This is a genomic window from Acidovorax sp. 94 (assembly GCF_003634645.1).
In the GTDB taxonomy this organism is placed as follows: domain Bacteria; phylum Pseudomonadota; class Gammaproteobacteria; order Burkholderiales; family Burkholderiaceae_C; genus Acidovorax; species Acidovorax facilis.
Map to the genome: position 1 here is coordinate 3,257,501 of NZ_RBJA01000001.1, position 19,476 is coordinate 3,276,976.

Consider the following 19,476-nt stretch of genomic DNA (forward strand, 5'->3'; position numbering starts at 1 on the left):
ATTCGATTGAATGGCTGGAGGACCTTCTCCTCGACTTTCCCGGCAGCGTTGTCACCATCACCCATGATCGATCGTTCCTGGACCGGGTCGCCACGCGCATTGTGGAACTCGACCGAGGCCAGCTCCGGTCTTACCCCGGAAACTTCGCGCAATACCAGATACAGAAAGAAGAACAGCTGGCGCAGGAGGCTGTCATCTCGGCCAAGGCCGACAAGCTTTTGGCGCAGGAAGAGGTCTGGATACGCCGGGGCGTCGAAGCACGCCGCACCCGCAGCCAGAGCCGCATCAGCCGCCTGGAGCATTTGCGTGCGCGCCGCGAAGCACGTCGCGAGGTGGTCGGCAGCGTTCGCATGGATGTGGCAACCGGTGGTTCCAATGGCTACCAGGGCAAGATCGTCGCTGAGCTGACCGGGGTGGGCAAATCGTTCGGTGACAAAACGATTGTTCGCAACTTCACGGGGACCATCCTGCGCGGCGACAAGGTGGGACTGATTGGCCCCAACGGAGCAGGCAAGACCACGCTCCTCAAGATGATCCTTGGCGAGCTCGCGCCTGACGAGGGCTCCATCCGCCAGGGAGCCAACCTGCAAGTTGCGTATTTCGACCAGATGCGCCACGCGGTCAATCTGGATGCCACGCTGGAAGACTTCATCAGCCCGGGCAGCGAATGGATCGAGATTGGCAACCAGCGCAAACACGTGAAAAGCTATCTGAGCGATTTCCTGTTCTCTCCGGCCCGCGCGCACTCTCCGGTTCGCTCGCTATCGGGTGGGGAACGTAACCGCTTGCTGTTGGCGCGGCTGTTCGCGCGTCCTGCGAACGTCCTGGTGCTGGATGAGCCCACCAACGATCTGGACATCGACACGCTGGATCTCTTGGAAGAGTTGCTGGAGAACTATGAAGGTACGGTCTTCCTCGTCAGCCACGACCGAACCTTTCTCGACAACGTCGTCACCAGTACCATCGCATTTGAAGGCGATGGACTGTGGCGAGAGTACGAAGGCGGCGTGCAGGACTGGCTGCTGCAATCCAAGCGCAGTAGGGCTCTCAACGCTTCAGCACCCGCCACCAAAAAGGTTGATGCGGATAGTTTGAGTCAAAATGCCGATCAGCGCTTATCCAGCAAGCCCGAGCAGCTATCAAAAAAGAAGCTTAGCTACAAGGAGCAACGCGAACTGGATCAGCTCCCGGCGCAGATCGCCAGCCTGGAATCCGAACAGCAGGCGCTCCAAGAGGCGCTGGCAGATGGGACCCTCTACAGCACCGATCCAGCGCGGGCAGCAGTCATGACCGCGAGGGCGGGCGCGATCGAAGACGAGTTGATGGCCGCACTGGAGCGATGGACAGCCCTGTCCGCATAGCGTTAGCCGGTCGGGGAACATAGCGCGGCCCGCAGGAAACCATCCAGCCTGCAGCGCTCAAGGGCCGCGTTATTCCATCAGATGCGGTGGTGCAGCCGATCCGTAGCGCCGCGCAGACGGGTGATCAGCGCAGGCGCGATCTGCCCCAGCGGCAGAACCTCATCAGCAGCGCCATGGGCAATGGCCTCACGCGGCATGCCAAAGACAATACAGGTCGCCTCATCCTGCACATAGTTGTAGCTGCCGGCGTCCTTCATTTCGCGCATCGCAGCCGCTCCATCATTACCCATTCCAGTGAGCATGATGCCGAAGGCGTTGCGTCCAACCACTGCGGCGGCAGATTTGAACAGCACTTCCACCGAGGGCTTGTGACGATTCACGGGCGGACCATCATCCACCACCGCCACATAGTTGGCACCACTACGTGCTACATGGAACTGGGTGCCACCCGGCGCGATGTAGGCATGGCCAGGCAAGATGCGCTCGCCATTGACCGCCTCTTTGACCGTAATCTGGCACAAACCGTTCAAGCGGGCAGCAAAGCTGGTGGTGAACCCTGGAGGCATGTGCTGGGTAATGACAATCGCGGGCGAATCCGCCGGCATTTGCACCAGCACCTCCTTGATAGCCTCCGTCCCCCCTGTGGACGCACCAATGCAGATCAGCTTTTCGGTGGACAGACGGCCCAGGAGCGCCGAGGCTGGGGGCGCGACAGCAGCCCCGGCGCCGCCCCCTGCTGGCGCAGCGTCACGCACGGGTGCACGGCGGACCTGGGCGACCGCAGCCACACGGATCTTGTCCACAATCTGCGCAGCGAGATCATTGAGGCCGCTGGCCAGCCCCACCCGGGGCTTGGCCACAAAATCGACGGCACCCAGTTCGAGCGCCTTCATGGTCACCTCGGCGCCCCGCTCCGTCAGCGTGGAAATCATCACCACTGGCATCGGGCGCAAGCGCATCAGACGCCCCAGAAAATCGATGCCATCCATCCGGGGCATCTCAACATCCAGTGTGATGACATCAGGATTGAGCTCACGGATCATCTCGCGTGCCACCAAGGGATCATTGGCCGTGCCAATGCACTCCATGTCCCGCTGCCGGTTGATGATCTCGGACAGCAGACTACGGACCAGCGCCGAATCGTCCACCACGATCACCCGGATTTTCCTGCTCATTAACTCACGCCTTCCTCAAAACAGATCGACAGAACCGCCCGAGGTAGTCTTTGCCACAGTAGCTGCATTGCCACGCACTTCCTGGGCCACCAGGGTTTCGGGATGTGCGTGTGCCAATCGCTTGACCATGGCCTTCCCCGTGATGGGGAAAAAAACCACCTTGCGCGGATAAATATCCAATACATCCTCGGAGACGATGGGAATCCGCTCCGTGTGCAGGTAGTTCAAAACAAAATTGGTGTTGCGCTCACCGACGTTCATGGTCGTAAAGTTGTGCATAACCTGCGCCCCGCCAAATATCTTGGCCTGCATGGTCTCGCGCCGGGCGCCCAGCTTGAGCATCTCGTTGATCAGCAATTCCATCGCGTATGAACCATAGCGGCCCGACGCATCCGCCACGTCACCATCGGGCAGCATGAAATGGTTCATCCCTCCCACATGCGCGCGGCTGTCCCACAAGCAGGCGGCAATACACGACCCCAACACGGTCATGATGATCATGTTCTCGTCGCCGACGAAATACTCACCAGGAAGCACCTTCACAGCGTTGTGCTGGAAATGATGGTCCAGGTAGAAAAAAGATGCCTCCCCAGGCTTGCGGCTGCGCGCTTTGAGATCTTGCAGCGATGATTCCCTTGCAGGACCTGCCCCCGCAGAGTAGATGTCCGCACTCAACGGCGCAATGCGAGGGGCACGGCGCCGCTCGGACGCACCAGAAGAGGCGGCGGCCGGAGAAAGAGAGGATCCTGATGGAATATTGGTCATGGGCTAGGTGCGAGGCAACATGGCAGGTCAGCGACGCTCGTACACGGTCTTGCCACGCAGCGTAAACAGGTCTCTGGACTCGCTAAAGTTTTCGGCATGCCCCACAAACAGCATGCCCCCGGGTTTCAGGACCCGGTGAATCCTTTCCAGCACGCGTCGCTGCGTGGCGGCGTCAAAGTAGATCATCACATTGCGGCAAAAGACCACATCGAAGGGCTCTTTGAACGGCCAGTCGTCCCGGATGAGGTTCACGCTCATAAAGTCAATCGCGCGGCGCAACTCCGGCTTGGCCCGCACCATCCCCAGGTTGCCACCCTTTCCCCGCAGAAAAAACTTTTGCAGGCGCTCCGGGCTCAGCCCCTTGAGACTGTCAAGGCGGTACACCCCTTGCGCCGCCGTCGCCAGCACGCGGGAATCAATGTCACTGGCAGTCAGCTTGAAAGAAGCGTTGGCTCCCAGCGCCTCGAACGCGGTCATGACAATGGAATAAGGCTCTTCTCCGGTGGATGCCGCGTTGCACCAAACCTTCCAGCTGGCAGACGGCTTGCTCCGCAGGTGCGAAGCAAAAATCTCAAAGTGGTGCTGCTCGCGGAAGAACGCAGTGAGGTTGGTGGTCAGGGCATTGATGAACTCCTGCCACTCCGGCCCGTCGTGCGTCTCCAGCCATCCCAGATAGTCGTGAAAGCTGCTGTGGCCCGTGTCCCGCAAGCGGCGTGAAAGGCGGCTATACACCATGGCGTGCTTCCCATCGTGCAAGCTGATCCCGGCCCGTTGATAGATCAAGGCCTGCACCCGCGCAAAATCTGCATTGGTCCAGACGAATTCACGCCCTTGAGCCAGCGGCCCCGACGGCGCTGCAGCAGCGGCAAACGCTGGATCCGCCCTGCCAACGGGAGGCCGGGCTGTTGAAGAGGCACTGGTGGGTTGGGCCATATTGATCGTCCGACGGGAAATCCTGTTCGCTCCTAGAGATCTGCAAGCCACACCTGAAATCTGGCAGGTGCCGGGTCCACCACGTTGGTGACGGAGGAGTCCTACTCGTTGGCAGTCACCAGCCCCATGTCTACGCCGGACATGAGTTTCTCGATGTCCAGCAAAATCAGCATCCGCTCCCCCACCGACCCCAGCCCCAGGATGCAACTGTTGTCGATGGCGCTTTCGATATCAGGCGCCGAACGGATGCTCTCAGGTGTCAACTCCATCACATCACTGACTGAGTCCACCACGATTCCGACCACCCGGTTGCGAAGGTTCAGAATGATGACCACCGTGAAGCTGTTGTAGTCGGCCTGCGCGCAGTTGAACTTGAGCCGCATGTCAACGATGGGCACGATGGTGCCGCGCAAATTGACGACACCCTTGATGAAGTTAGGGGCGTTCGCAATCCGTGTAGGTGGCTCATAGCCACGTATCTCCTGCACCTTCAGGATGTCGATACCGTACTCTTCCTGGTCGAGACGGAAAGTCAGATATTCACGGGTGCCCGTTGGCACCGCCTCTGCTGTTTTACCCATCACACTCATGGTGCTTCTCCTTTCGTGACAGCGCCGTGCCCCTGGGAACGGCCGCTTGAATCTAGTGGCGCGCCCTGCGCACCAAGCCGCCTGTGTCCAGAATGAGTGCGACCGTGCCGTCACCCAAGATGGTGGCCCCCGATACGTTGGGAACCTTGCGGTAGTTCGACTCCAGGTTCTTGACTACCACCTGGTGTTGGCCCAGCAGCTCATCGACCAACAGCGCCACACGGCTGCCATCCGCCTCGACCACCACCATGATGTTGCTGGATTTGTTGGGATCGAAACGCGGCACCTGGAAAATTTTCTCCAGCGCAATCACCGGCATGTATTCATCGCGCACTTTCACCAGTTGCGAACCTTGGGCCACAGTGCTCACATCGTCTGCATTGACCTGGAAGGACTCCACCACCGAAGACAGCGGAAGAATGTAGACCTCATCACTCACGCCCACGGACATGCCATCCATGATGGCCAGCGTCAGCGGCAGGCGCACAGAAACCTTCATCCCGTAGCCTTCAGCGGAATCGATTTCGACCGAACCATTGAGTGCAGCGATGTTGCGCTTGACCACATCCATTCCCACTCCACGCCCGGACACATCCGTCACCTCGTCAGCCGTGGAGAAGCCGGGCGCGAAGATCAATTGCCAGACCTCCGCGTCGCTCATCTGCTCGGACACTTCAATGCCACGCTCTTGGGCTTTGCTGAGAATCTTTTCGCGCGAGAGCCCACGGCCATCGTCGCGTACCTCAATCACGATCGAGCCGCCTTGGTGAGAGGCCGACAACGTGATGGTCCCATGCTCGGATTTGCCTTTGGCCAATCGGTCTGCGGGCATCTCAATACCGTGGTCGCAACTGTTGCGCACCAAGTGAGTCAGCGGATCGGTGATCTTTTCCACCAGCCCCTTGTCCAGTTCGGTGGCTTCGCCCAGCGTCACCAGTTCCACCTTCTTGCCCAGCTTGTTGGCCAGGTCCCGGAGCATGCGGGGGAAACGGCTGAAGACAATGGACATCGGAATCATGCGGATCGACATGACCGACTCCTGAAGATCGCGGGTATTGCGATCCAGGTCAGCCAGCCCTGCCAGCAACTGCTGGTACGCACCAGCATCCAGGCCCCGGCTGTTTTGCGCCAGCATCGCCTGGGTGATCACCAGTTCGCCCACCAGATTGATGAGCTGGTCGACCTTTTTCACATCGACCCGAATGGTCGTGGACTCCATCTGCGCCTGCATGGCAACCTTGGGCTCGCTGGCCTTGGGGGCTGCAGCAACCTTCACAGCTTGGGCTGGGGCCTGCGCTGCGTGAGGTGCATCCGCACGTGGGGCACCAGGCGCTTCGCTGAAGAACCCGTAGGCCTCACCCCCAGCGGCGCCAGCAGCAAGGACCGTTTCTTCATCCTCGTCGGCGGCAGCGCCCGACGCTGGCGCCGCAGCGTCACGGATCAGCACCTGCTCCTTGGCCACATGAAAGGCAAACAGGTCGAGCAGATCGTCGTTGGTGGAGGTGGTTTCCACCGCGAAACTCCGCGTATTGGCCTGTGGACTTTCTATGTCACGGATCGCCCCGAGGCCCGGGATATCCCGAAAAAGCTCCTTGATGGCATCCGCCTGCTCCAGTCGATCCAAGGGACCAATCTGAATCTCCAGGGTCCGAGCCTGTCCGGCCACCGCCGGTGTCACTACCTTCGGTGCTGGCGCTGGTGCTGCAGCCTGTGGAGCTGGAGTTGGAGGAGGTGCGGCTGGCGGCGGGGGCGGAGCGACAGCAGGGGCATCCCCGGGGACCAACCCTGCAGCAAGTTCACTAATGCGACGCACCAGTGAGGTGGTGGAAACCGCTTCGCCCTGCCCACCTGCTTGGTGGCGGGCCAGCAGGCTCCGCGAGGCGTCGGCAGATTCGAGGAGCACATCCACCATCTGCGGAATCGGCTGGAGCTCGTGGCGGCGCAAGCGGTCCAGGAGAGACTCCATCTGGTGGGTCAACTCCGCAACATCCGAGAATCCAAAAGTGGCTGAACCACCCTTGATGGAATGGGCGCACCGGAAGATGCCATTGAGTTCTTCGTCATTGGCGCTACTCAAATCCAGATCCAGAAGCATCTGCTCCATCTGGTCCAGGTTTTCGCCCGCTTCCTCGAAAAAGATCTGATAGAACTGGCTCAGGTCGAAGTCAGCACCTGCACCCGATCCTTCTTGGTAAGTTTCCGCCATCATGGGCTCCTGTGTACTTGGTGATCCCGGACAACCCGACTCAGCGGATCACTTTCTGGATAACTTCAATCAGGCGATTGGGATCGAAGGGCTTCACCAACCAGCCGGTCGCGCCAGCAGTACGTCCCGCCTGCTTCATCTGATCACTGGACTCGGTGGTGAGGATCAGAATGGGAATGGTCTTGAACTTAGGGTTCTCACGCAGTTTCCGAGTGAGCCCGATCCCGTCAAGCCGGGGCATGTTCTGGTCAGCCAGCACAAGATCGATATTGTGGCTCTCGGCCTTTTCCAGGGCATCCTGCCCATCCACCGCCTCCACGACGTGATAGCCGGCACCCGTCAGAGTGAACGACACCATTTTCCGCATGGACGGTGAATCATCTACGGCAAGGATCGATTGCATGTAAGGCTCCAACTGACTTAAATATATAGGTTAACCAGTGATGTAAAGATCAGAACAGGTCCACCGAACCGGCATCCATCTCGCTCTGCGTGACAGGGTTAGGCCGGTCGGGCGCCATCTCCGCAAAGGGCGCCGCTTCTTCGCCATCTTCATTGCCCATGGCTTCAGAAGCCAAACGGAACGCGCATCCTTGAAGCACCTTGGTCGTGTGCCATATCAGCTGGGACGCCATATCCTGGAACTGCAACTCAGTCACTGCACTGCGCAGCGCAGCGCGGGCAGCCACCAGCTCCGGGGAATCTGCAACGGCAGCATCCGTTAGCACCGCGTTTGCCTCCCCAAAGCGTTCCAGCAGGTTATCGGTAGCGTGGTTCAGCAGTCCTTCCAGGCGATGCAGGTCATGCATAACGACCAGCAACGAATCCTGCAGTTCTGCCGCCACCATGACGGGAACCTGGACAGCAGGTCCTCCAGACGTTGTTAGCGTAGATTGCATCGTTTCTCCATCGCGGCACGCAGCAGCAAAGCACGCAAAAACACAGAACTACGACACCCGCACAGTGGCCCCAAGCCCGTGTGCACCGTGGTGTCAGCGCCCATTGGACGCTGACGCTGAAACCATCCCAATCGGACAAACACCCTTGTTTGTTCCAATTTGTATCCTATGATAGCGCTCCTATGGTCACCATAGCATCAGACCAGACCCTCAACATCCTGCATCTTGAAGATTCACTGGCAGATCATGAGTTGACCGCATTGACCCTGCGGCGCTCCGGTCTCCACTGCCACCTCCATCGGGTGGATTCGCTCTCCGAATTCCAGCGGCTCACAGATATCCAGCCGTTTGACATCATCTTGGCAGATTACCGGCTGCCCGGCTTCACGGCACTGGACGCGTGGGCACATGTGGTGCAAAAGCCGCAACACCCCCCCTTTATCCTTCTGTCGGGAGCCATCGGCGAGGCAGCAGCTGTAGATGCGATCCGCCTGGGCATTGCCGATTACCTGCTTAAAGACGACCTTCAGCGGCTGCCGCATGTCATTGCACGCGCCCTGGAGGTTCATGAAGCCCGTCAGGCGCGCGAACTGGCTGTCGCGCAACTGGAAGCCTCGGAGCGCCGACTGGCTGACCTGACCGAACATCTGCAAACCTCGATCGAGCAGGAACGTGCGTCCATTGCCCGCGAGATCCATGACGATATCGGCGGCGCACTGACGGCCGTCAGGTTCGATGTGGCATGGATCGGACGCCATAGCACCAATACGGAGATGCAACAGCATGCAGCCTCAGCGGCAGAGATGTTGCAGCATGCCATTGGAGCAAGCCAACGCATCATGATGAACCTGCGCCCCCCGATTCTTGAACAGGGACTGGTGGCAGCGGTGCAATGGCTTGCCGCCGGATTTGAGCGTCGCTCGGGCATTCCCGCCCGGGTTATCAGCAGCAGCGAATCTATCCGGGCCACCGCAGATATTCAGCTGGTTGCCTATCGCACAGCGCAGGAGGCGCTGACCAACATCTCCAAACACGCACATCCCCGCACAGTGCACATTGACCTCTCCGACAAAGAGGATGTCCTGACATTGGAAGTGACTGACGATGGGCAAGGTATTGACCCCTGCATGCTCGAAAAACCAAAAGCCTTTGGGCTCAAAGGCCTGCACGAGCGTGCCCGGACCGTGGGGGGATGGCTGGACATCAGCAGCCGGCCCGGCCATGGCACGTCCGTGATCCTGTCCATACCGCTAACATCGCACCCAACACCACCAGCTCCAGGAGATGCGCAGTGATTCATGTGGTCCTGTGCGATGACCACGCCGTCTTGCGGCGTGGAATACGCGACACGCTGGCCGACGCGCCCGACATCCAGGTAACTGGCGAGGCCGGAGGATATTCCGAGTTGCGCGAGGTCTTGCGCTCCGCCGCCTGCGACGTATTGCTGCTCGACTTGAATATGCCGGGCCGCAGCGGCTTGGAGGTGCTCACCAGCTTGCGCGAAACCCATTCCGCCATCAAGGTGCTGGTGGTCTCGATGTATCCAGAAGATCAGTACGCCCTGCGCTGCCTGAAAGCTGGCGCGCAAGGATATGCCAACAAGGCAGGGGACCCGGTCGAGCTGATTGCTGCCGTGCGGACCGTCATGCAGGGACGCAAGTACCTCACGGCAGAAGTGGCGCAGATGCTCGCGGACAGCCTGGCACAGCCTACGCCGGAAGCGCCACACACGGCCTTGTCGGAGCGGGAGCTGCAAACGCTGGTCAAAATCGCGTCCGGACGCAGGCTGTCGGACATTGCAGAAGAGCTGATGCTGAGTCCAAAGACAGTGAGTGTCTACCGTTCACGGGTGCTGGAAAAGCTCAAGCTGTCCAACAATGCGGAGCTTACCGTCTACGCCATCCGAAACCAGCTGGTCTGAACCTGCCCCCAGCGCCACCTATGACTACCGCTGAGCAGCAAACAGATCGACTGCCTGCTGCATGAGCGCGAGCACGGGTTGCTCCAGTAGCGGCAGTGTGGCCACAATACCCAGCATGCCTACCGTCAACGTCACGGGGAAGCCGACCGCATAGATATTCATTTGCGGTGCCACGCGGGAAATGATGCCCAGCGTCAAATTGACAAACAGCAACAGCGCAATCATCGGCAGAGCAATCCAGAGCGCGCTGGCGAACAGCGACGAGCCCAGTTCATAAAGGCGCATCTGCCCGAGCGCCTGCAAAAAATTTCCATCGACAGGAAAGCGGTCAAAGCTTTTCACCACGGCCATCAGGATCAGCAAGTGGCCATTGATGACCACGAACAGCAGCATGGCCATATGCCCAAAAAACCGCGCAACGGCGCTGATCTGCGCATTGGACGACGGGTCAAAGAACGACGCGAAATTCAAGCCCATCTGCAAACCGATGATTTCACCCGCCAGTTCCACGGCCGCAAACACCAGCCTGACAGAGAAACCGATCGCAAGGCCCACGGCCACCTGCTGAGCAACAGCACCAAACGCCTCACGACCATTGACGCTGATGACCGGCTGATCACCCAGCACACCCTGCGCGCACAGTGCCACCAGAAACGCCAGTCCAATTTTGACGCGCATGGGAACTGTGCGCATGGAGAACACCGGCGCGACCGAGAACACGGCCAGCACGCGCAAAAAGGGCCACAGAATGGGCGAAAGCCAAGCCATCAGCTGAGCCTCGGTGAAAGTGATCACACGATCCTCAACGGGCTTCGAAGCGGGCGTCTGGAGGACCCGACTTCAGGAAAAAACCCATAGCTCGCCCTCTCACCGGGCTAGCCAATCATCGAAGGAATCGATTCGATGGTCCGGCGGATAAAGTCCACCAGGGTGCTGAGCATCCAGGGGCCTGCAATGGCAAAAACCACCATCGCAGCAATGAGCTTGGGAACAAACGCAAGCGTCGCTTCGTGGATCTGGGTTACGGCCTGAAAAATGCTCACGAGCAATCCCACCGCCATGACGACCCCGAGCACGGGCATCGAAATCATCAGAAGCAATGTCAGCGCATCACGCCCGATGGTCAGCACCATTTGTGAAGTCATTGGCAGCTCCTTCAGGGTACAAAACTGGCAGCCAGCGAGCCAATCAGCAGGTTCCAGCCGTCCGCAAGCACAAACAGCATGAGTTTGAACGGCAGTGCCACCAGCACCGGAGACAACATCATCATGCCCAAGGACATGAGGATGCTCGACACCACCATGTCGATCACCAGAAACGGAATGAAGATCATGAACCCGATCTGAAACGCCGATTTCAGCTCACTGGTGACAAATGCAGGCACAAGCACCCTGAGGGGTGCAGTTTCTGCGGTCACACTGGAATCCAGTCGCGCCAAGCGGGAAAACAGGGCAAAGTCAGACTGCCTGGTCTGCTTGAGCATGAAACTGCGCATCGGCGCTTCGGCCTTTTCCAGAGCCTGTTCAAAACTGATGGTGTTATTGGTGTAAGGCACATAGGCATCCTGGTACACACGGTCCAGGGTAGGCCCCATGACAAAAAAAGTGAGAAACAGCGACAGCCCGATGATGACCTGGTTGGGCGGCGCGGACTGGGTGCCCAGCGCCTGGCGCAACAGCGACAAAACAATCACGATCCGGGTAAAGCCCGTCATCATGAGCAGCACCGCTGGCAAGAAGGACAGCGCCGTGAAGAACAACAGTGTCTGAATAGGCACCGAGTAACTGTTGCCAGACGGACCGCTCCCCACCACCAGCGGGAGGGACCCGGCAGACGCCTGCGCGAAGGCCAGGTCATGCCCCATGAACCCCACCGAAGCGACCGCTCCCAGCAGCGCCACGCGACGGGTGAGCGATACATCAGCCATTGGCGGTACTTCCTGGGGGGTTCACGGCGGAAGCGACTGCCTGCGCGAAAGAAGGCTCCGCTCTGGGTGCCGAATGGGGGGCGGCTGACGGACCAGCAGGGAACACATGCAGACAGCTCACTTGCTGAGCGGTAACGCCCAGCACCAGCCAGGTTCGCGCATGCTCGGGCCCGACTTCCACCGTCACCACGCGCTGATGGGGGCCGACAGCCACGGCAGACAGTACCCGGGATGCGGCTCCCACACCAGCGCTACCCGCCGCCTGGCGCTGCTGCAACCGGCGGACAAGCCAGGGCAGTAAGGCCATGGCGCCCACAAAAAGGACGACCACGAGCAGCGTCTGGGTCATGCTGCCACTATCCACGACTGACCCGCCGCAAACGCTCGGAAGGCGTCACCACGTCCGTGAGACGAATACCAAACTTGTCATTTACAACCACCACCTCGCCCTGGGCAATGAGATAGCCATTGACCAGAACGTCCATCGGCTCACCCGCGAGGGCATCGAGCTCAACCACCGACCCTTGCGCGAGCTGAAGGATGTACTTGATGGGTACCTTGGTGCGCCCAAGCTCCACCGATAACTGGACGGGTATGTCCAGCACCATGTTGATGTCGTTGACCGTGCCATCGCCACCACCGGAGAAAGGGCGTACAGGCTCACCAGACAACGGGCCACCTTGCTCCCCGTCGCCAGGCTTGTCGTCGGTGCGCTTTTGTTCTTCAAGCGCCTCGGCCCAACCCGCAAACGGGTCGTCCGCGCCAGCATCCTTGTTATCTTCTTCAGTTGACATCTTTTTCTCCCAGCCAGCTCATGTCGGCATTGCGCAGGCATTCTTCGATACGAATGGCGTACTTGGAATTGTGCGTTCCGTACTGGCACTCAAAAATGGGGACCCCACCAATCGATGCGCGAATGCGGGGTTCTCGGTCCAGCTCGATGAAATCGCCAGGCTTCATGGCCAGCAACTGCTCCACGGTGGCGTCGGCGCGTGCCAATTCGGCCACCAGGGTCACTTCGGCTGCCTGGATTTCCCGGGTCAGCACGCGGACCCAGCGGCGATCCACTTCAATGGAGTCGCCCTGGGTGGACGAATACAACACATCACGGATCGGCTCCAGCGTCGCGTAGGGCATGCAGATATGGATTGCGCCCGAAAGGTCCCCGATTTCCAGCTGAAACGCCGTGGATACAACGATTTCGCTGGGGGTGGCAATGTTGGCAAACTGCGGCTGCATCTCGGACCGCTGGTACTCCAGCTCCAGCGGGTAAATGCCCTGCCAGGCCTTTTTGTATTCAGCACAGATCACGTCCACCAGGCGGTTGATGACCCGTTGCTCCGTGGGCGAAAAATCCCGACCTTCAATCCGTGTCTGGAACTTGCCCACGCCGCCGTACAGCGTGTCGATGATGCCGAACACCAGCGAGGGCTCGCACACGATCAGTCCGCTGCCGCGCAGCGGACGGATGGCCACAATGTTGAAGTTCGTGGGTACTGCCAGCTCGCGCAGAAAGGCGCTGTAACGCTGCACGGATACCGTGCCCACCGAAATTTCAGGACTGCGGCGGATGAAATTGAAGAGCCCGATGCGGAAGTTACGTGCAAACCGCTCGTTGACGATTTCCATCGTAGGCATACGCCCACGGACGATGCGCTCCTGGCTGGAAATGTCGTAGTTGCGTACGGAGCCCGCCTCAGCAACCTCCTCGACCGATTTCTGGCTCTCACCAGTAACCCCTTCGAGAAGGGCATCAACTTCTTCCTGGGAAAGAAATGAATCACTCATGACTGGTCCTCGCCCGGGTCATTGGATGATGAAGCTGGAAAAAAGCACACGGTGCACCGGGTTGCGCTCTGTGCGCCGACGCGAAGGCCGGTCCTCCGCATCATCGTCCTTATCCGCCTCGGCAGCACGTGCGCGCTCCTTGGGAACCGTGTAACCCAGGGGGCGGGAGACTTCCCGCAGGATGTCTGCAGCCAGCTTTTCCTTGCCTTCCCGCTGCAGCAGTTCAGTGGAAGTCCGCTGGGAAACCAGCATCAGGATGCCACTGCGTATGGAGGGCAAATACAGCTTCACCTGCTCTGCTGTCTTGGCATCCTCCAACTCCAGGGTGATACCAATCTGGGCAAACCGGTCACCCCCAGGGTCTGCTAGGTTCACCACCATGTTCTCCATGGGCAGGAACGTGGGGGCCACCTTGGGCGCCTCCTTGCGGGCTGGTGCAGCCCCATCTTCTTCGTCGGCATGGGAGCGGCTGGAAATGAACCAAGCCGCCGCGCCGCCACCAATCACCAGCACCGCCACCACAACGCCGATGATGATGATGAGCATCTTCTTGCTTTTGGCCGGGGCCGCTGCGGGAGTATTGGCTGACACGTTGCGGATTCCTTGCGGTGGGAGACGGGCCGGGCCCGCGCAATCCATGGGCGAGCAAAACCGGATGGCCCATTATTGGGCGGGGCTGCAACCAATAATAGCCAGAATAAAAGCCCAAAACCATGGCATTCACTGCGCTATGGACTCTGCACGCAAGCACCGGAACGGCGTTCGGTCGCGCTGCAGCGGCAAGACCTGATGGAATGCAGGAGCAGCCACCGCTGCAAAGCAACCTATCAGAAGTGCTCTGGGGTAGGGAGTAACACGGTACTCGCGTACCGCCAGCAGCAGCGTAAAGACGCCGCGCGAGCGAGTTCCTGACCGGGAGGGTGACGCGGGCGGCAGGCGGGTAGCCCCGTCTGCCCGCCGGGCTCACACAAAGACGTCTACTGTGCGATCCGGGGCGCCACCGCGCAGCAGTGAAGCCGTGCCAGTGGGCGCTGCAGCGACCACCTTCGCCTGGCGAGCGCCATCGCGCTGGCCCTGCCGCTCAGCCCCACCCGCATCGTCACGCTGCCCCGCCGAGGTGCCAACCGACATACCCGACAGCACGAGGCCCTCACTGCGCAACAGCTCACTCAATTGCGCCATGCTGCGGTCCAGCAGCTCACGGGTTTGCGGCTGGTCGCTGCGGAACGTCACGTGGGCCTCATTGCCCGACAGCGACACCGACACCTCTACCGGCTGCCCGTCGCGGTTGAGCGTCAGTTCCGCATTCTGTGTTTTCTGGTTGACCCAATAAGCCACCTGCTCGGCGACCTGCTCCTCAACACCTGCCTGTGCAGGGTCGGCAAACACCGTGGCCCCATCCAGGGAGCCCGGCTCCACCGGCGCAGAACCGCTGCCGCTATCCAACCAAGCCCCGGCGCTGGAACGCCCCTCGCCAGAGCGGCCTCCAGCGTCCGCACCCTCCCCACCTCTCGCGGACGCTACCGGAGACAGCAAACCCTCTGCAACGGAGGCGACCACAGCGCCACCCGCCGGGTCCACCATGCCCCCCGGACTGCGATCCGATGCGCCAGCAACTGGCATCCCCACCATTCGCTCGCTGGCCATCTGCACCGCAGCCAGGGCCACGCCTTGATGGCCCGGCAACTGCTGCGCAGCGCCTCCTCCGAGGGAGCGACCTGTAGACATTTCCACTGCATCTGCCTTCTGGGCCAAGGCACTTTGCATGCGGGAGAAAATCCGACCCTGCGCCATCCCGCCGACCGGCGGGAACCCTTCCTGCAAGTCTGCCGAAGTGTCGAGCCTGGCTGTTTCAGCCACGATGCCTTGCGAAAGACCGTCCGTTCCGGGAAGGATTCCCGCCAGGGACGCCAGCCCCCCTTGGGCGCTACCACCCTGCGCGTCCAGCCCCAACACCGCTCGGGTCTGCGCTCCGGCACTCAAAATGCTGCCGCCCTGCCCGCGCTCTGCCGCAGCAGCATCAATCCGCCCATGGGCGCCGGGCACCAGCAAACCCTGCCAGGCAGCCATGGCGGAGGCCTCCATGGCCGCCTTTGCAGCGTCCGACAAAGCCACATCGGAAGGAGCGGCACCCGAGGCCGCCAGATCCAGCGGAGCGCCATCGCCTCCGCCCATCGCCCCATCGCCCAAAGCTGCCAGCAGCGCCAGAAAGCCGCCAGCGCCCGGTTCGTTAGCGTCCGGGGTCTGCGCTGTGGAGCGGTGCCGAGCGGCATGGGCGGACTGGGCGGACTGGGTGCCCTGGGGAGAAGAAATTTTGGTGGGTTCCATGGTCAATACTCCCGGCCCTCAGAGCCCTGAATCGCACTGCGGTACTGCAACGCAGCCCGCTCATCGGTTTGTTTCTGATCTCTTCGCATTTCGGCCAACTCCAGGTCGTGGCGCCGCTTTTCCATGACCTTGCGCAGGCTTGCCAGACGCAATTCCGCCTCCAGCAAGGCGCGCCTGGCGGCCTCCACCCGATGGGCGTGGTCTCCCACCACACCATTCTGGACACCCGCCGCGTGGCCCAGGCGGTCCATGAACTGGTAGTGGTGGTACATCACCTCGGGCTTCATCGTGGTATCGGCCTTCATGCCCCAACGCGCCTGGGTCTCTCGGGCGTAATCTTCCAGCTGGTCGAGCTGGGCACGCGCCGCCTGCTGCGCAGCCAACATGTCCTGCAGCGCCTGGCGCGCGTCGTCCCGCTTGCGGGAGGCGACTTCCACAGCGACGGCGAGCGAGTTCAGGCTGGACATGGCTGACTACCCCAGGTGTTCAATGGTCCAACACCGCTGCCATGCCCGCCACGCTCTGGTCCATCGAGGCGGCCTCGAACATGTCCTGCTGCAAGAAGGCGGCCATCTGCGGCTGCAGGCGAATGGCTTCGTCCAGGGCGGGATCGGAGCCGCTCATGTACGCACCGACCTGCACCAGATCCCGGCTCTTCTGGTAGCGCGAATACACCGCCCGAAAGCGTCGCGCCAGATCAAAATGCCCGCGCGACACCACGTTGTGCATCACGCGGGATGCAGACTGCTCGATGTCGATGGCGGGGAAATGCCCCGTCTCGGCCAAAGCCCGCGACAGCACGATGTGCCCATCCAGAATCGCACGCGCCGCGTCAGCGATCGGGTCTTGCTGGTCATCGCCCTCAGACAGCACCGTGTAGAAAGCCGTGATCGAGCCAACCCCATGCAGCCCGTTGCCACTGCGCTCCACCAGTTGCGGCAGTTTGGCAAAGCAGGAGGGCGGATAGCCCTTGGTGGCGGGAGGCTCACCGATGGCCAGCGCAATTTCGCGCTGCGCCATGGCATAGCGGGTGAGCGAATCCATGAGCAGCAGCACATGCTTGCCCTTGTCCCGAAAGTGCTCGGCCACCGCCGTGGCATACGCAGCCCCCTGCATGCGCAAGAGCGGCGGTGCATCAGCAGGCGCCGCCACCACCACCGATCGCGCACGGCCATCCTCACCCAAAATGTCTTCCACGAATTCCTTGACCTCGCGCCCCCGCTCGCCAATAAGCCCCACCACGATCACATCTGCCTGTGTGTAGCGGGCCATCATGCCCAGCAAGACGCTTTTGCCCACCCCTGAACCGGCAAACAAACCCAGGCGCTGCCCACGCCCCACGGTAAGCAGGGCATTGATGGCGCGCACGCCCGTGTCCAGCGATTCGCGCACAGGGTCCCGGTCCATGGCATTGATCTGGCGGCGCCCCATGGGCTCAGACACCACGTCCTGCACGGGCCCGCCATGGTCCAGCGGCAGTCCCTGCGCATCCACCACCCGGCCCAGCAGGCCTTCGCCCATCGGCAAGCGCAGTACACCCGCACGCTGGATGGCCCGCGCGGGCTCGCCGAGACGGGGGATGGGGATGTAGGGCGCAGCGGGCACCACACTGGCACCACTGGAGAGTCCGTGGATATCTCCCGCAGGCATCAGAAAAGCGCGGTCCGCAGAAAAACCCACCACTTCTGCCAGCACGGGGGCATGCCCCGGCATCTGGACCATGCACTGCGAGCCCACGGGCACGCGGATGCCCACAGCCTCCAGCACCAGGCCCGTCAGCCGGGTCAGCGTGCCGCGCGTCTCCAGCGGCGCGCCTTCAGCGACGCGCGCACGCGCGTCGTCCATCAGGCGTGTCCAGGCAGAAGGAGATTCAACGGACATCACTGCCCTCTTCTTCCTCTTGCCATGGCGACTGGAGCCCCAGTGCGGCAATGGCCCGCTGCCAGCGTTTGTCAAGGCTGCCGTCCACCGCCGTACCGGCTGATTCCACCAGGCAGCCGCCCGGCGGCACCGCAGCATCCGCCATCCACTGCACACCGGGGGCATCGATTTCTTCGCGCAGAGGCTGGGCCATCGCCTCCATATCTGCTGGGTTCAGGCGGACCACGGCAGGCCGCCCCTCAGTCACCAGCATGCCTACCGCCTCCCTCACCACGGGCTGCAAGGCGTTGGGGTTGACGGACAGTTCCTGGCGCACCACCTGGCGCGCAATGTCACAGGCCAGCTCCAGCAGTTGCTGGGCCATCTGCTGCTGCATGTCGATCAGGCTTGCATCGAGGGTCTGCACCACGCTCTGCAGCCGCTGCGCCGTTTCATGCCCTTGCTGGGCAATGTATTCGTCCATGCGCCGCTGCCATTCCAGCGCCGTTTGGGCCTGCCCCTGGGCAAAGCCCTCGGCATAGGCGTCATCACATGCCTGCTGAATCAGTGCCTGCTGCGCAGCCTCATCAATTTCGGCCGGAATCTCCGCCACAGGCTCGGGCTCCGCTGGTTCAACCAGGTCGGAGCCGTCCACCGCACCAAACTTCCACTGCGTGAAATCGCCCACTTCCTCGCTGGGAATGAAGCGCGAATAAGAGCGCTGGCTAGACGAAGGCATCATCACCGCCGGATCCAATCACGATTTGACCCTCGTCGGACAAGCGACGCACGGTCTTCAGGATTTCCTTCTGCTGAGCCTCGACCTCGGACAACCGCATCGGGCCGCGCGATTCGAGGTCTTCGCGCAATGCCTCGGAGGCACGCGAGGACATGTTCGACAGGAACTTCTCGCGCAGCTCGGGCACTGCTCCCTTGAGTGCCACGATGAGCGTTTCGGACGCCACTTCCTTGAGCACAGTCTGGATGGCCTTGTCGTCGAGCTTGAGCACGTCTTCGAACACGAACATCTTGTCCATGATCTTCTGGGCCAGATCGGGGTCGTAACCCCGGATGGATTCGAGCACCACGGCATCCATGTTGCCACCCAGCAGATTGATGATCTCGGCCGCAGCCTTGACACCACCCAGAGAGCTTTTGCGGATCTTGTCGCCACCCGCCAGCACCTTGAACAGCACCTCGTTCAGGTCCTTGAGCGCCGTCGGCTGAATACCTTCCAGCGTGGCCACGCGCAGCAAAATTTCACTGCGCTGACGGTCAGTGAGGTGCATCAGGATGCCCGATGCCTGGTCGCTGTCCAGGTGCACCAGGATGGCTGCGACGATCTGGGGATGTTCGTTGCGCAGCAGTTCAGCCACCGACAGTGGGTCCATCCACTTGAGGCTCTCGATGCCCGACACGTCGCCGCCCTGCAGGATGCGGTCGATGAGCAGGCCCGCCTTGTCGTCGCCCAGCGCGCGGCGCAGCACGGCGCGCACGTAATTACCGGTGTCGGACACCAGCAGGCTCTGCGCAGCAGCGGCGCCGGAGAACTTGTTGATGACCTCGTCCACTTTCTCGCGCGATACCGAGCGCATGCGCGCAATGGTTTCGCCGAGTTTCTGCACTTCCTTGGGCGAGAAGTGCTTGAACACTTCCGCAGCCTCTTCCTCGCCGAGGGACATCAGCATGATCGCGGCGTCGTTGAGTCCTTGGTCGTCCATGG

22 protein-coding genes (1 of these 22 running past the window's edge) are annotated in these 19,476 nt (G+C 61.1%); 3 read left to right on the forward strand and 19 right to left on the reverse strand.

Annotation, left to right across the window (positions count from 1 at the left end; all coding sequences use genetic code 11):
- On the forward strand, positions 1-1,361 hold the 3' portion of the coding sequence (gene abc-f, locus C8C94_RS14930; RefSeq protein ID WP_121421271.1) for a ribosomal protection-like ABC-F family protein. Its footprint begins 538 nt before the window's first position; the window shows 1,361 of its 1,899 coding nt (coding positions 539-1,899); its start codon lies beyond the left edge, outside the window; the stop codon is at positions 1,359-1,361.
- Between the two features lie 77 nt (positions 1,362-1,438).
- Here the strand turns inward: abc-f and C8C94_RS14935 are convergent, their stop codons facing one another.
- The 7 genes from C8C94_RS14935 to C8C94_RS14965 all read right to left on the reverse strand — a co-directional run bounded on the left by C8C94_RS14935 (position 1,439) and on the right by C8C94_RS14965 (position 7,929).
- Positions 1,439-2,536 carry a chemotaxis response regulator protein-glutamate methylesterase gene (locus tag C8C94_RS14935; protein ID WP_055398272.1) on the reverse strand — a complete coding sequence of 366 codons (1,098 nt, stop codon included), beginning with the start codon at positions 2,534-2,536 and terminating at the stop codon, positions 1,439-1,441.
- A 15-nt stretch (positions 2,537-2,551) separates the two neighbouring features.
- The gene (gene cheD, locus C8C94_RS14940; RefSeq protein WP_055398273.1) at positions 2,552-3,301 is read right to left on the reverse strand and encodes a chemoreceptor glutamine deamidase CheD; all 750 of its coding nucleotides are present in this window, start codon (positions 3,299-3,301) and stop codon (positions 2,552-2,554) included.
- A gap of 27 nt (positions 3,302-3,328) precedes the next feature.
- Positions 3,329-4,234 (reverse strand): CheR family methyltransferase, encoded by a 906-nt coding sequence (locus C8C94_RS14945; protein ID WP_121421273.1) that lies wholly within the window; start codon positions 4,232-4,234, stop codon positions 3,329-3,331.
- A 101-nt stretch (positions 4,235-4,335) separates the two neighbouring features.
- Positions 4,336-4,824 (reverse strand): chemotaxis protein CheW, encoded by a 489-nt coding sequence (locus C8C94_RS14950; protein WP_010466005.1) that lies wholly within the window; start codon positions 4,822-4,824, stop codon positions 4,336-4,338.
- Positions 4,825-4,876: 52 nt separating this feature from the next.
- Positions 4,877-7,030, reverse strand: coding sequence for a chemotaxis protein CheW (locus C8C94_RS14955; protein WP_121422886.1), 2,154 nt, complete (start codon positions 7,028-7,030; stop codon positions 4,877-4,879).
- 40 nt (positions 7,031-7,070) lie between these two features.
- Positions 7,071-7,433, reverse strand: a complete 363-nt coding sequence (locus C8C94_RS14960) for a response regulator (protein WP_010466008.1) — start codon at positions 7,431-7,433, stop codon at positions 7,071-7,073.
- A gap of 49 nt (positions 7,434-7,482) precedes the next feature.
- Positions 7,483-7,929: a hypothetical protein gene (locus tag C8C94_RS14965; protein ID WP_010466010.1), complete on the reverse strand. Its 447-nt coding sequence runs from the start codon at positions 7,927-7,929 to the stop codon at positions 7,483-7,485.
- 182 nt (positions 7,930-8,111) lie between these two features.
- Here C8C94_RS14965 and C8C94_RS14970 point away from each other — a divergent pair, with 182 nt between their 5' ends.
- Together C8C94_RS14970 and C8C94_RS14975 are read left to right on the forward strand one after the other, a co-directional pair.
- Positions 8,112-9,224 (forward strand): ATP-binding protein, encoded by a 1,113-nt coding sequence (locus C8C94_RS14970; RefSeq protein ID WP_121421274.1) that lies wholly within the window; start codon positions 8,112-8,114, stop codon positions 9,222-9,224.
- Positions 9,221-9,850: a response regulator transcription factor gene (locus C8C94_RS14975; RefSeq protein ID WP_121421275.1), complete on the forward strand. Its 630-nt coding sequence runs from the start codon at positions 9,221-9,223 to the stop codon at positions 9,848-9,850. The genes C8C94_RS14970 and C8C94_RS14975 overlap by 4 nt, the downstream gene beginning before the upstream one ends.
- 24 nt (positions 9,851-9,874) lie before the next feature.
- Here the strand turns inward: C8C94_RS14975 and fliR are convergent, their stop codons facing one another.
- The 12 genes from fliR to fliG form a co-directional block, all read right to left on the reverse strand.
- Positions 9,875-10,645: a flagellar biosynthetic protein FliR gene (gene fliR, locus C8C94_RS14980; protein WP_055398277.1), complete on the reverse strand. Its 771-nt coding sequence runs from the start codon at positions 10,643-10,645 to the stop codon at positions 9,875-9,877.
- Between the two features lie 80 nt (positions 10,646-10,725).
- Complete coding sequence (gene fliQ / locus C8C94_RS14985) at positions 10,726-10,995, reverse strand: flagellar biosynthesis protein FliQ (RefSeq protein WP_015015801.1); 270 nt, start codon at positions 10,993-10,995, stop codon at positions 10,726-10,728.
- 11 nt (positions 10,996-11,006) lie between these two features.
- The gene (fliP, locus tag C8C94_RS14990) at positions 11,007-11,714 is read right to left on the reverse strand and encodes a flagellar type III secretion system pore protein FliP (protein ID WP_121422887.1); all 708 of its coding nucleotides are present in this window, start codon (positions 11,712-11,714) and stop codon (positions 11,007-11,009) included.
- A 55-nt stretch (positions 11,715-11,769) separates the two neighbouring features.
- Entirely contained in the window at positions 11,770-12,126 is a 357-nt protein-coding gene (locus tag C8C94_RS14995) for a flagellar biosynthetic protein FliO (protein WP_121421276.1), read from the reverse strand.
- 7 nt (positions 12,127-12,133) lie between these two features.
- Positions 12,134-12,571, reverse strand: a complete 438-nt coding sequence (gene fliN / locus C8C94_RS15000) for a flagellar motor switch protein FliN (RefSeq protein ID WP_055398281.1) — start codon at positions 12,569-12,571, stop codon at positions 12,134-12,136.
- On the reverse strand, positions 12,561-13,565 hold the full coding sequence (gene fliM / locus C8C94_RS15005; RefSeq protein WP_010466026.1) for a flagellar motor switch protein FliM: 1,005 nt from the start codon (positions 13,563-13,565) through the stop codon (positions 12,561-12,563). Before fliM ends, fliN begins: the two co-directional genes overlap by 11 nt.
- Before the next feature lie 18 nt (positions 13,566-13,583).
- The gene (gene fliL, locus C8C94_RS15010; RefSeq protein WP_121422888.1) at positions 13,584-14,156 is read right to left on the reverse strand and encodes a flagellar basal body-associated protein FliL; all 573 of its coding nucleotides are present in this window, start codon (positions 14,154-14,156) and stop codon (positions 13,584-13,586) included.
- A gap of 372 nt (positions 14,157-14,528) precedes the next feature.
- Entirely contained in the window at positions 14,529-15,893 is a 1,365-nt protein-coding gene (locus tag C8C94_RS25890; RefSeq protein WP_233573480.1) for a flagellar hook-length control protein FliK, read from the reverse strand.
- Between the two features lie 2 nt (positions 15,894-15,895).
- Complete coding sequence (gene fliJ, locus C8C94_RS15020) at positions 15,896-16,360, reverse strand: flagellar export protein FliJ (protein ID WP_055398283.1); 465 nt, start codon at positions 16,358-16,360, stop codon at positions 15,896-15,898.
- A gap of 19 nt (positions 16,361-16,379) precedes the next feature.
- Positions 16,380-17,774 carry a flagellar protein export ATPase FliI gene (gene fliI, locus C8C94_RS15025; protein ID WP_121421277.1) on the reverse strand — a complete coding sequence of 465 codons (1,395 nt, stop codon included), beginning with the start codon at positions 17,772-17,774 and terminating at the stop codon, positions 16,380-16,382.
- Complete coding sequence (locus C8C94_RS15030; RefSeq protein ID WP_121421278.1) at positions 17,764-18,495, reverse strand: flagellar assembly protein FliH; 732 nt, start codon at positions 18,493-18,495, stop codon at positions 17,764-17,766. The genes fliI and C8C94_RS15030 overlap by 11 nt, the downstream gene beginning before the upstream one ends.
- Positions 18,479-19,474 (reverse strand): flagellar motor switch protein FliG, encoded by a 996-nt coding sequence (fliG, locus tag C8C94_RS15035; protein WP_055398286.1) that lies wholly within the window; start codon positions 19,472-19,474, stop codon positions 18,479-18,481. Before fliG ends, C8C94_RS15030 begins: the two co-directional genes overlap by 17 nt.
- Between the last annotated feature and the right edge of the window lie 2 nt (positions 19,475-19,476).